This is a genomic window from Undibacterium cyanobacteriorum (genome assembly GCF_031326225.1).
GTDB classification, from domain to species: domain Bacteria; phylum Pseudomonadota; class Gammaproteobacteria; order Burkholderiales; family Burkholderiaceae_D; genus Undibacterium; species Undibacterium cyanobacteriorum.
In genome coordinates this window covers 3,586,136-3,598,629 of sequence record NZ_CP133720.1, presented here as the reverse complement: position 1 = coordinate 3,598,629, position 12,494 = coordinate 3,586,136, and the positions used below count along the sequence as shown (strand labels likewise).

Sequence of the window (12,494 nt, the reverse complement as noted above, 5' to 3'; positions counted from 1 at the left end):
AGAAGACCCATGAATTTCCAGCAGTTGCGCTCAATACGTGAAGCTTGCCGTTGCGGTTACAACCTGACCGAAGTGGCCAATGTATTGTTCACATCCCAACCCGGTGTGAGTCGGCAAATTCGCGAAGTCGAAGAAGAATTAGGCGTCGATATTTTTGAACGTAATGGCAAACGCCTGACCGGTCTCACTGAGCCCGGCAAAGGCATCTTGCCGATTATTGAGCGCCTGTTACTGGAAGCGGAAAATCTACGCCAAGCAGGACAAGATTATTCCGACCAAGCGCGCGGTACTCTGGCCATCGCCACCACCCATACTCAAGCGCGTTATGTCTTACCGCAAGTCGTACAGCAATTTCGCCAAGCCTTTCCGGAGGTGCGTATCGCACTTCAGCAAAGTGCGCCAGAACATATCGCTGAATGGGTGTTGTCGGGCAAAGCCGATATCGGTATCGCGACCGAAGGGCTATCGCAATTTAAGGATTTGGTTTCTTTCCCGTGCTACGAATGGAGTCACGTTGTGGTGGTGCCGGAAGGCCATCCTTTGTTGAGCTTGAAGAATTTACGTTTGCAAGACCTCGCCGAATATCCCTTAATCACTTATGACCTCGGCTTCACCGGTCGTGGTCATATTGACGAAGCGTTCCGGCAAGCAGGTTTGCGCACCGATATCGTCTTAACGGCGATGGATTCAGATGTGATTCAACAATATGTTGCGCTGGGTCTCGGCGTGGGCTTGGTGGCGTCGATGGCGATTGAAAGTGGGGCTGAAAACCAACGTGCCAAGGGACTCAGAACCATCTCTGCGAGCCATTTGTTCCGCACCAATGTGACGCGTTTAGCAGTGCGTCGCGGCGCCTACTTGCGTGCTTACACCTATGACTTCATCCAAAAGTTTGCACCGAGCTTAAGCCATGAGGATATTCGCAGTGCGATTAGTGAAATTGAGGTGGAGTAGGTTTGCGTGGACTTGGTTTGGCGATTAGACATGCTCATTGAACAAAGTGAGATTGATATTAAGTTGTTACCAAAGCATCCACGCTAAACGATTCGTTCCAGCAGTAATGCCGTTCGGTCAAGCTCAGTAACGCGTGGTGTCATCCCTGCGCAGGCAGGGATCCAGTGTCTTTAGACTTTTACCTCACGAGGCTCCCGCGCCAGCGGCTTATGCTCATGATGCTGAATTGATTTCGGTTCGTTGCCCGACGATGCTGGGCCATTTGAATTGAACTTCTGCACAAAAAGACGATCTTCGTTAGAATCTGGTGCCGAATGAATTGTGTTCGCTGCTAGCCTTGTCGCAAACGGCGCCATGTTCCGGGCGGTTTCAGCAGATGTTTTTGCCCGTCGTATCCCCAGCCAAATTACCCCACAATTTCGAGCCAAATTACGAGCAAAATCGTCACAAATAAAAGAGAGTTCGCGTGATACATATTGAAGCATTAGAAAAAAACTACGGAAGTGGCAAACAAAAGGTAACAGCCTTACGTGGCATTAACCTCGAAATCGCGCAGGGCGAAATTTTTGGCATCATTGGTCGTTCTGGTGCCGGTAAGAGTAGTTTGATACGCACTTTGAATTTGCTGGAGAAGCCGAGCGCTGGTCGCGTCATGATTGATGGCGAAGATATCACGCAGTATAGCGGTGAGCAATTGCGTCAATTGCGCCAGCAAATCGGCATGGTGTTTCAACACTTTAATTTATTGAGTTCGAAAACCGTCGCACAAAACATTGATTTCCCACTCAGTCTTTCTGGTACTTACAGCAAGGCAGAGCGCGAACAGCGTGTGGCGGAATTGCTCGAATTAGTGGGCTTGCAAGCGCATCGAGATCAGTATCCGGCGCAGCTGTCAGGTGGGCAAAAACAACGAGTCGGCATTGCGCGCGCTTTGGCAAATCATCCCAAATTATTATTGTGTGATGAGGCGACATCGGCGCTCGATCCTGAGACGACACAATCGATTTTGCGTTTGCTGCTTGAGATTAATCAGAAGCTGGGTTTGACTATCGTCTTGATTACCCATGAGATGCAAGTGATACGCACCATCTGTGATCGAGTGGCCGTGATCGAGGCCGGTGAGATTGTTGAGACAGGTCCTGTTGTTGATGTTTTTCTCCATCCACAACATCCAGTCACACAAGCTTTGGTCGCTGAAAATCAAGCGCTAGATTTAAGTTTGTTAAGGCAAATGCAAGCCAAGCCAGAGAGTGAATTACTGCGTTTGACCTATGTCGGTGCTGCGACGCATGAGCCGATTTTGCACAGGATCGCTGCGCAAAGCTCGGCCGAGATTGCCGTGTTACAAGGCGTGATCGCTCGCATTAAGATGACTCCATACGGACAGTTAATCGTGGAATTGAGCGGCACAGAAGATGAGAGAGAAAAGGTGAAGACCTTGCTACGTGAGGCGCAGGTGCGTATCGATATGATCAATGATTTGCGTGGGGTGTGACGATGGATTTGTCAGTCATTGATTGGGAAGATATTCTGCAAGCGACTTTGGACACTTTGACCATGACAGGTGTGTCCTTGGCCTTCACGCTCTTGCTGGGATTACCGTTGGGCGTGTTGCTGTTTTTGACGAGTAAGCGTCAACTCTTGGAACACAGTTGGATTTATCAAACGACATCCTTGATCGTGAACGTGCTGCGCTCGGTGCCGTTCATTATTTTGTTGATCGTTTTAATTCCTTTGACCTTGATTTTGGTAGGCACTTCGCTTGGGGTGGCTGGGACGATTCCACCTCTCGTGATTGGTACCACGCCATTCTTTGCACGATTGGTAGAGAACGTATTGCGCGAGGTTGATCGCGGCGTCTTAGAGGCGTGTCAAGCGATGGGCGCGAAGACGCATCAAATCATTTTGCGAGCCTTATTGCCAGAAGCGCTGCCTGGCCTCTTGGCCGCTGCAACAGTCACCACCATCGCTCTGGTTTCTTATTCGGCGATGTCCGGTGTCATCGGTGGTGGTGGTCTTGGTGATTTGGCTTTGAGGTTTGGCTACCAACGTTTTCAGACTGAGGTCATGATTGTGACAGTCGCAATCTTGGTGATCTTGGTGCAGGGCATACAGTGGTTGGGTGACGCTCTGGTGCGTCGCTTTACGCGGAAATAGTATGGACTCGGCCTGGTTTGCCGCGCTTGAGTCATCAGAAAATAAAAAGAGAAAGGTTGTTTATGAAGTCAACAATGTACAGCGGAGTTCGCCGTCTATTGACGTTTAGTGTGTTCGGGCTGATCGGCTCGGCGATGCTCGCATCAAATAGCCATGCGCAAAACAGTGAGGTCTTGACGATTGCCGCGAGCCCCGTGCCGCATGCCGAAATTTTGGAGTTCGTGAAACCGATCTTGGCGAAACAAGGCGTGGATTTGAAGATTAAGGTGTTCACGGATTACATTCAGCCCGGCGTGCAAGTGAACGAAAAACGCATCGATGGCAATTTCTATTTGCATCAACCTTTTTTGAATGAATTCAAGAAGAGCCACAAAAATGATCTGCAAGTGGTGATCGCCAAAGTGCACGTGGAACCGTTTGCGGCGTATTCGAACAAGTATAAAAAACTGGCAGATCTTCCGAATGGCGCGACGGTTGCGATTCCAAATGATCCATCGAATTCTGGCCGCTCTTTGCTGCTACTCGCCAAACAAGGACTGCTCAAGTTAAAAGATCCCAACAACATCTCCGCAACCAAGCGTGATATCGTCGACAACCCCAAGAACTTGAAATTCAAAGAACTTGAAGCAGCGACTTTACCTCGTATTTTGGGACAGGTTGATCTGGCTTTGATCAACACCAACTACGCGATCGAAGCCAAGCTCAATCCCGTGAAGGATTCTTTGTTCATCGAAGATGCGAATTCACCATACGCCAATCTCTTGGTCGCACGTGACGATAACAAAGATCGCCCCGCTTTCAAGAAATTAGCTGCGGTATTGAATTCGGCTGAAGTGAAAAAGTTTATTCAAGAACGCTACAAAGGTGCGGTGTTGCCGGCATTTTGATGGTGTCGCAGGAATTCTGTGTTGGGCTTCGCTTTGCTCAGCGCCAACCTACGATATTGGTTTGATGTAGGTTGGGCTGCAAAGCCCAGCGTCCGACTGCGTTTCGATCACTTCCCAGCTGTTGGGCTTCGCTTCGTTCAGCACCAACCTACGATAATTGGTTTGATGTAGGCTGGGCTGAGACGCCCAGCGTCCGCGTCTATTTCAAGCAAGCCCTAAATATCTTTACCTGCGTCAACCTGGAAATCGTTGACGTATCGACGCCTCTATCCCTTCGGCATTCAAACCACATTGCGCCAAGAGCAAGGCAGGGTCCCCATGATCGACAAATTTGTCTGGTAAGCCCAACATCAACATCGGTTTGCTCAAGCCTGCTTCGGCCAATACCTCTGCCACTGCTGAGCCTGCGCCGCCCATGGTGCAGCCTTCTTCAACCGTGATAATCGCGTCGTGAGTCGCGGCGATCTGTTTGATGAGTTCGCTGTCGATCGGTTTGACGAAACGCATATTGACGACACTCGCATCCAATTGTTCCCCGGCCTTTAATGCCGGGTGAACCATGGAACCGAAGGCGAGGATCGCTAGACGTTGTCCTTGACCGTTATCAATACTACTATTGCGGAGAGGAGCTGCTTTACCCAACTCTAAACTCGTCAACTCAAGGGCGATGCTGGCGCCAATACCTGCGCCGCGTGGATAGCGCACTGCGGCTGGGCCAGGGTAGTGATAAGCTGTCGTCAGCATTTGACGGCATTCGTTTTCATCGGCAGGCGCCATCACCACCATATTCGGAATGCAGCGCAAATAGGCGAGGTCATAGTTGCCCGCGTGGGTCGCCCCGTCGGCGCCCACTAAACCAGCGCGATCGAGAGCGAAAGTAACATCGAGATTTTGCAAGGCGACGTCATGAATCAATTGATCATAAGCGCGCTGTAAGAAAGTCGAATAAATTGCCACAACGGGCTTCAAACCCTCGGTCGCCAGCCCTGCACCGAAAGTCACGGAATGCTGCTCGGCGATGCCGACGTCATAGTAACGTTTGGGGAAGCGCTGTTCGAATTCAACCATACCTGAACCTTCGCGCATGGCTGGTGTAATCGCCACCAACTTGTCGTCCGCGGCTGCCATGTCGCACAGCCAATCACCGAACACTTGCGTGTAAGTTTTCTTCGCTGGTGTCGCGGCTGGTTTGATTCCTTCGGCCGGATTAAATTTGCCAGGTCCGTGATACAAAATCGGATCGGCTTCGGCCAGCTTATAGCCTTGTCCTTTTTTTGTGACCACGTGTAAAAACTGTGGACCTTTGAGTTGCTTGATGTTTTGCAGTGTTGGTATCAGAGATTCTAGATCGTGGCCATCAATAGGACCGATGTAATTGAAGCCAAATTCTTCGAACATGGTCGCTGGTACCACCATGCCTTTGGCATGTTCTTCAAAACGACGCGCGAGTTCTAGCATAGGCTGTGGTAGGACTGACTTACCAACGTTACGCGCGGCCGCATAGAATTTGCCCGACATCAAACGTGCCAAATAACGATTCAAGGCGCCGACCGGTGGCGAGATCGACATGTCGTTGTCATTGAGGACCACAAGCATGTTGATATCGTCGTAGACGCCAGCATTATTCATCGCTTCGAAGGCCATCCCTGCGGTCATCGAACCGTCACCAATGATGGCGACTGCATGGCGCGATTCGCCTTTGGTGCGCGCTGCTAATGCCATGCCCAAGGCCGCGGAAATCGAAGTCGATGAGTGAGCCGTACCAAAGGTATCGTACTCACTTTCACTACGGCGTGGGAAACCAGAGATGCCGCCAAATTGACGCAGACTGTGCATGTGATCACGACGGCCTGTCAGAATTTTGTGCGGATAGGTTTGGTGACCAACGTCCCATACCAAGCGATCTTCCGGCGTATTGAAGACATAGTGTAAAGCGATGGTGAGTTCGACCGTGCCCAAATTCGACGAGAGGTGACCGCCAGTTTTCGAAACTGATTCGATCACGTACTGACGCAATTCGTCTGCCAAGCTCGGCAGTTGGTTGCGATGCAGTTGGCGTAGATCCGTGGGTGAATTGATAGTATGCAGTAAGGACATTATTAGGCTTTCCGCTGAACGATTAAGTCTGCTAAATCGCGCAGGTAATGAGCTGAGGGACCGAACATCGTTAAGGCCGCATGTGCTTCGAGGCGCAACTGTTCGGCCAGGGTTTGCGATGCTTCAAGTCCAAGTAAAGAGACGTAAGTCGGTTTATTGTCGGCTGCGTCTTTGCCCGCCGTTTTGCCGAGCGTAGCAGAGTCTGCGGTCGCGTCGAGTACATCATCGACCACTTGGAACGCGAGGCCGATGGCGGCCGAGTAGGTATTCAACGCGGAGGTTTCAGCTTGATCGAGAGACTTGCCGGCCATCGCTCCGAGCATGACCGAGGCGCGTAACAAGGCGCCCGTCTTGAGGCGGTGCATTTGTTCTAGTTCTTCACGATTGAGAGCGATACCAACACTGGCCAAATCAATTGCTTGTCCACCACACATACCGAGCGAGCCGGAGGCGTGCGCCAATAATGCCATCATTGGCATCACCAGTTCGGGTTTGGCTTGTGCTTGGCTGAGTGTCAAGAATGCTTGTGCTTGCAATGCATCGCCGACAAGTAATGCCGTTGCTTCATCGTATTTCTTATGAACGGTGGGTTTGCCACGACGAAGTGCATCATCATCCATGCAAGGCATGTCATCATGTACCAGAGAGTAAGCATGGATCATTTCGACCGCGCAGGCAGAGCGAGATAAGAGCTCTTGTGGCGCATGAAATAATTGTCCAGCGGCGAAAACTAACAGTGGACGAACTCGCTTGCCACCATCGAGTACCGCGTAGGACATGGCTTCGTGCAAAACCTGTGGCACCGTGTCGGTCGGGGGTAAATAGTGCTGTAAGGAGACTTCGATCTCACTTTGGATGGATTTCATCCAGAGTTGAAATGGACTACTCATGCTTGATCCTCTGCTGATTCATTTGGATTGAAGGCTTTGAGCATGCCCGCGTCGAGAATTTTGACTTGTTGTTCAACTTTTTCTAATTGTGCTGCGCAAAATTGGATTAACTCAGACCCGCGTTGATAGGCGGAGACGGAGGCTTCTAAGGGCAATTGACCTGCTTCCATTTGCGACACAAGGGCGCTCAGTTCAGCCATGGCTTCTTCGAATGACGCAGGTGTCACACTTTGGGGTGATTTTTTTGACATAGATTACTTTGCAAGGTAGATTGCAGTAGTAGCAAGCGAAACCGCATATTCTAATTCAAAGGGGGCTTGCTATGGGAATTGCTCACTAGAGCGATACCTAAAAAAGGGGAGAGTCTAGCGCCAATCAGCGACGGTGAGATCGCAATCGGATGGAAATGCATCGTCATTCTGTCTGCACATGAGTTTCCTCGGTATTAATAAAACATCGTTTAAAGACGAACTTGTATCAAAAAATAAAACATAAAAAATATTATTTCTGAGTGGCGCTGTTTTATCGCGGAAATTTTGCTCAAAAAATGAGCTAAATTGCGTTTAGAACATTTCCATGTGGAAATAAAGTGAGTATAGTCAAAGTCGCGATCATGCGCGAAATGGCTTGACGGAGTGAAGTTGGAATTTGTTTATGTCGACACACCAAGCAGACACAACAATGTCGAGTAAATCCTCAAAGACAGACTTTAAAATGCCTTTAGAGAAACTCGACACGTGGCAGGCACTGGTTCAACAGGCCTGTCAATTGAGCTCGCCGCAAATTGAGCCATTTGCCGGCCGTCTATCGCACGCATTATTCGAACAATCCGAAGATGCCAGTGATTCAAAACTGGCCAATGTCTGTTTTCACGGCGCGCAACTGTTAAAGAACAGTACCTACACCTACTACTATTTATGTACCGCCAGCTTAGAAAAGATTCTCAAGGCTGAGGTCAAGGAGCTGACTCAAGCCGACGCATCTGTACGCAAGACGAAAACCGAGCAGGGCGATATTGAAATGAGCTTGGTGTCGTACGAAGAAATGGAACTCAAGTTGAGTTACAGCCGAGCTAGTCGCGCTCTGGAATTGAATCATGCCGAACCCCTCGCTGCGCTGAATATGCGGTTGGCCAGTATGTTGGGCGTCGAGTCTTTGAGTGTGGCCCAGAATCCATTTAGACCTGAAGTCTTTTTGCGTGCACTGAATTCAGCTTGGTGTGATTTTAATCCTGATGCTGCTTCACATGGCTTGTTACTACCTGTCTTAGGGGAGCTGGTTTTCGACCTGGCACCGATTTATCACGCACTGAACGAGTTATTGGTCATTCGTGGTGTTTTGCCTGATCTCCAAGAAACTTATCGTAAGAAGAAAAAGGCTGCGAGCCTCGAAGCGGAGAAGTTGGGTGAAGCCGTCAAGAATGAAGTCACGCGTAAGTTAGAACAATATTTTTCGGGGCAAACAGCAGGCCCCGAAGCCCATGCGGCTCAACATGAGCAAGCGGTGCGCGCGAGCCAAGGTGGTGGTGCGACACCACATAGCTATCAATTTGCAAGTGATGCAGGAAGTTTTAATCCAGCGAGTTCTGAACTATTCCAATACTTGGCCAATGTGCAGAAAGACATGGCCATTCATCAATTGGTCTCGGGCGCACAAAATGCGATGCGTTTGTCGCAACTGCGTCAAGAGATGCCCAATGTATTCCGCAATGGTGTGGAACGTCATACGGTAGATTTGCTATCACATGTCTTTGATGGCGTCTTTAGCAATCGAGATATTCCTGAACCTGCGAAAGATTTAATTGGCTTACTCCAAGTGCCGGTGCTGAAAGCGGCCTTGATCGATAAAGATTTCTTCTTCCAAGATAATCATCCGGCGCGCCGCTTAATTGAGCTGCTCTCGAAATACAGTGTTTCTTTCGATCCTGATAAAGGACGCGAAGATCCATTGTTCCAAGCGATGCAGCGCAATGTGGTGCGTGTGCAGAAAGAGTTTGATCAGCAACTGGGTTTGTTCGACGAAGTTGTCAATGATCTCGAATCTTTCATTCAGAAAGATGAAGCCGCCACGATAGAAGCGCTGCAAGCGCCGATTAATCGGGCGATTCAACGTGAGAAATTCAAGCAGGCGAGTATTGCTGCTAGTCATGAAGTGTCATTGCGGATTGGCACTGGCGAAGTAGAAGCCTTTGTCGAAACCTTCTTGGAAAATCGCTGGACCAAAGTCTTAACCTTGGCATACAGCGTCAAAGATGAAAAGCCACACGCCGTCGAAGATGCACTGAAGACCATGGATGATTTGATCTGGAGTATCAAACCGAAGATCACTTTGGCTCAACGTCAGGAAATGATTAATCGTTTGCCTGGCATTTTGGCGCGTCTGAATAAGTGGCTCAGTTTGATCAAGTGGGAAGATGCTGATCGCGTGCAGTTCTTCGCTGATCTCGCTGAATGTCATGCCTCGATCGTGCGCGCTCCGCTTGAGCTCAGTCCTGAGCGACAAATGGAAATAGCCGTCGAAGCGGCGAAAATCGCGACTGAACGTCGTCTCGAAAAACGTCGTAAAGCGGAAGAAGAAGCCAAGGCCAAAGAAGCTGCTGAGCAAGCGGAGAAAGAACGCTTGTTAGCACTAGCGATTGAGAGAGAAAAAACACGAGCCAAGCAAAAAGCCGAAGCGCGAGCGAAACAGACGATTGTCGCTAAGGTCGCGTCGACTGTGCTGTCAAGCGAAAACGCGCCGATCGCACATGGTGATTTGCCGCCAATTATGGCATCGTTGGTGCCTAGTGCTGATGCTGCCGATGGTGCTGTTGTTGCGACAAATGCAGAGTCCAATGGAGAAACCAGTGGCTCCAACAGTGGGGATCAAAACCTAGTAACAAGCTCTGCATCAGCATCCGAAATTCAAGAAGCAGCCGCCGAAGCGACGATCAATCCTGCGGTCATGATGACCAAGGTTGAGCAAGCGATTCAAGCTGCCGAAGAGGCCGTCGCATCCTTGGAACGTGGTATGTGGGTGGAATTTGAAAAACGCGATGCCAGCATGCAAAAAGTACGCTTGGCTTGGGTCAGTCCGATGCGCAGTTTGTTTATTTTTACTTCGAGTCAAAAAGAGAAATCTTTCTCGGTCGCCGTGGATGAGCTGGAGCGTAATTTCCGTGAAGGACGTGCAAAGATCATCTCAGTCGACAAAGTGGTCGACCGCGCTTTGCTTGATGCTTTGAATAAGCCACAAGCAGAACCTGTGGCGGCTTGATCAATTGATGGTGCGATATCTCCGAAAAGCATGAGTACGCTGGGCACATTGCTGCGTGGCGTACATCACGTCGCCATTATTTGTTCGAACTATTCCAATTCGAAGCGCTTCTATACGGAAGTCTTGGGATTGCCTATCATCGCCGAGCACTACCGTGCAGAACGCGATTCTTACAAGCTTGATTTGGCGCTGCCTGATGGCACGCAAATCGAATTATTTAGTTTTCCGAATGCGCCAGCGCGGCCCTCGTACCCTGAAGCACAAGGTCTGCGCCATCTCGCTCTGCGTGTGAGCGATGTGCAGGCTGCTAAACAGAAACTAGAAGAGGCGGGTATTGCGGTAGAGGAAGTGCGTATCGACGCTGCCACTGGAAAAGCTTTTTGCTTTTTCGCCGACCCAGATCATTTGCCAATCGAGTTCTATCAAGAGTGATCGACGTGCTCTACGTGATTCGATTGCTCGATGTATTCCTCAGATCTTTGATGTAGTGATGAAGCAAAAGTTTGGGGGAAACTTCCACTTCACCACCACATCAAAGAAATCATCAGCGTTCCTGATTGGTCTATTCCTCATCATCAAGGTTCTCGTAGCTCTTCTTACTGTCGGAGCGAACAAGAGCTGCTGACTGTATACAAGCTCAACTCATATAGTCTTAAACGAGCACCATGATTGACGCACGATTATTGACGCACAACGTTCATCGCTTTAATCAAGGTTCCTTGTGCATCATCACCATCGAGCGACCAGCTGAACAAACCTCCTAATCCTTGTGTTTTGACATAGGTCGATTTGGTCGAAATCACACTAGGATCATCGTAACTCCAGAACTCATTACCATCATAAGTCCACAATTGCTTGGTCACAGGATGCACATATTTTGTCGTGCGTTTTTGTACCAAGACTTTGTAGTCATCGACGCCGGCTTCGTAAGTGCCTGCTGCTGGACTCGTTGCTGCTTGATACAGACCATCACCTTTCGGGCCTGCTTTGACGCCTTTCCAACCACGACCATAGAAAGGGATGCCGACCACGATTTTGGATTTGGGCATGCCGCCAGCAATGAAGGCGGTCACTGCGTCATTGATATTATATTTGGCTAAATCGCCAGTGACGGGCGCTGCGCTATCGGCAAACAAAGCCGATTGGAAATTCGTCGGTCCTACGGTTTCCCAACCACCATGGAAATCGTAGCTCATGATGTTGACCCAATCCAAATAGCTGCTATACAAACCAGCTTCGGTATTGCGAATTTTATCGACACCAGAACCAACTGCTGCAGTCAGATAGTAGCGACGTTTGTTGGCCGCGGCTAAAGCGTCGAGTTGAGTGCGGAACTCTTTCATCAACAAGGTGAAGTTTTGTTTATCGCTAGGATCGTAGTTATTGCTTGGCAAACCGCCAGCAACAGGGTATTCCCAATCGATATCAATACCATCGAATACACCTTTCGCTACACCCGCGCCACCGGCGCCTTCCGCGACTGGTAAATTGCCTTTGATGTAGAGATCAATACAAGAACTGACTAAAGCTTTGCGACCTGCATCGGTGCGCGCAAAGGTGCTAAAGTTTTTCGACCAAGTCCAACCACCCAGAGAGATCAACACCTTCAAGTTAGGGTTGCGTAATTTGAGTTTCTTGAGCTGATTGAAATTGCCTTTGAGTTTGGCATCCCAGGTATCGCCGACGCCATCAACTGATTCATTCGCAGCAAAGCCGCGTTGATAATCGGCCCAACCATCGCCACCGTCGCCATTGCCATTTTCAGCGCGGGTCACGATATTGCAGCGACCATCTGCGTAGACATTGCCGAATGCATAGTTTAAGAAGGTGAGATTCTTATCACCACCGGTATCGACCAAATTTCGTAGTTTGTAATTGCGACCGTAAATACTCCATTGTGCGAAGTAAGAGCCCAGATGTTTGCCAACGGTTGGTTTGGGCTCAGGAATGCCACTACCATCGCCACCAGGCGGCACAGTCACCGTGCATTCAGTCGCTGGGCGTTCTTCCCATGGGCCCCATTGATTACTACCGGGGACTTCATTTTGCGTGTACCACTTGGCACGCCAAGTTTTGCCACCATAGGTCGAATACAAACCTTGTGTGTACACCGTACCGCTATTCCAAGGATTGCATTCCGCCGCACTAGCGAGATTGCTCATCATCATACTAGCGCCGACGACGAGTAGTTTGAGGCTCCATTTCCAATGTGTTTTCATATTGTCTCCAATCGTAGTGGACGCATCCTGCCGTG

General features: G+C 49.6%; 10 protein-coding genes. 6 read left to right on the top strand and 4 right to left on the bottom strand.

Features of this window, described 5'->3' with window-relative positions:
• Positions 1 to 9 precede the first annotated feature (9 nt).
• The 4 genes from RF679_RS14995 (at position 10) to RF679_RS14980 (ending at position 3,998) form a co-directional block, all read left to right on the top strand.
• Positions 10 to 954 carry a CysB family HTH-type transcriptional regulator gene (locus RF679_RS14995; protein WP_309481434.1) on the top strand — a complete coding sequence of 315 codons (945 nt, stop codon included), beginning with the start codon at positions 10 to 12 and terminating at the stop codon, positions 952 to 954.
• 466 nt (positions 955 to 1,420) lie between these two features.
• Complete coding sequence (locus RF679_RS14990) at positions 1,421 to 2,449, top strand: methionine ABC transporter ATP-binding protein (RefSeq protein ID WP_309481433.1); 1,029 nt, start codon at positions 1,421 to 1,423, stop codon at positions 2,447 to 2,449.
• Positions 2,450 to 2,451: 2 nt separating this feature from the next.
• The gene (locus tag RF679_RS14985) at positions 2,452 to 3,111 is read left to right on the top strand and encodes a methionine ABC transporter permease (RefSeq protein WP_309481432.1); all 660 of its coding nucleotides are present in this window, start codon (positions 2,452 to 2,454) and stop codon (positions 3,109 to 3,111) included.
• 62 nt (positions 3,112 to 3,173) lie between these two features.
• Entirely contained in the window at positions 3,174 to 3,998 is an 825-nt protein-coding gene (locus RF679_RS14980; protein ID WP_373921692.1) for a MetQ/NlpA family ABC transporter substrate-binding protein, read from the top strand.
• 234 nt (positions 3,999 to 4,232) lie between these two features.
• Here the strand turns inward: RF679_RS14980 and dxs are convergent, their stop codons facing one another.
• From dxs to RF679_RS14965, 3 genes are read right to left on the bottom strand one after another with little or no spacing between them, the layout of a single operon-like run.
• Positions 4,233 to 6,095 (bottom strand): 1-deoxy-D-xylulose-5-phosphate synthase, encoded by a 1,863-nt coding sequence (dxs, locus tag RF679_RS14975; RefSeq protein ID WP_309481431.1) that lies wholly within the window; start codon positions 6,093 to 6,095, stop codon positions 4,233 to 4,235.
• Between the two features lie 2 nt (positions 6,096 to 6,097).
• Complete coding sequence (locus RF679_RS14970) at positions 6,098 to 6,985, bottom strand: polyprenyl synthetase family protein (RefSeq protein WP_309481430.1); 888 nt, start codon at positions 6,983 to 6,985, stop codon at positions 6,098 to 6,100.
• On the bottom strand, positions 6,982 to 7,236 hold the full coding sequence (locus RF679_RS14965; protein ID WP_309481429.1) for an exodeoxyribonuclease VII small subunit: 255 nt from the start codon (positions 7,234 to 7,236) through the stop codon (positions 6,982 to 6,984). Before RF679_RS14965 ends, RF679_RS14970 begins: the two co-directional genes overlap by 4 nt.
• 403 nt (positions 7,237 to 7,639) lie before the next feature.
• On the opposite strand from RF679_RS14965, the gene RF679_RS14960 reads away from it, so the two are divergent.
• Positions 7,640 to 10,240, top strand: coding sequence for a DUF1631 family protein (locus RF679_RS14960; RefSeq protein ID WP_309481428.1), 2,601 nt, complete (start codon positions 7,640 to 7,642; stop codon positions 10,238 to 10,240).
• Positions 10,241 to 10,270: 30 nt separating this feature from the next.
• The gene (gene gloA2 / locus RF679_RS14955; protein WP_309481427.1) at positions 10,271 to 10,672 is read left to right on the top strand and encodes an SMU1112c/YaeR family gloxylase I-like metalloprotein; all 402 of its coding nucleotides are present in this window, start codon (positions 10,271 to 10,273) and stop codon (positions 10,670 to 10,672) included.
• Between the two features lie 248 nt (positions 10,673 to 10,920).
• Here gloA2 and RF679_RS14950 read toward each other — a convergent pair whose 3' ends face one another.
• Positions 10,921 to 12,459 (bottom strand): glycosyl hydrolase family 18 protein, encoded by a 1,539-nt coding sequence (locus tag RF679_RS14950; RefSeq protein WP_309481426.1) that lies wholly within the window; start codon positions 12,457 to 12,459, stop codon positions 10,921 to 10,923.
• Positions 12,460 to 12,494: the final 35 nt, after the last annotated feature.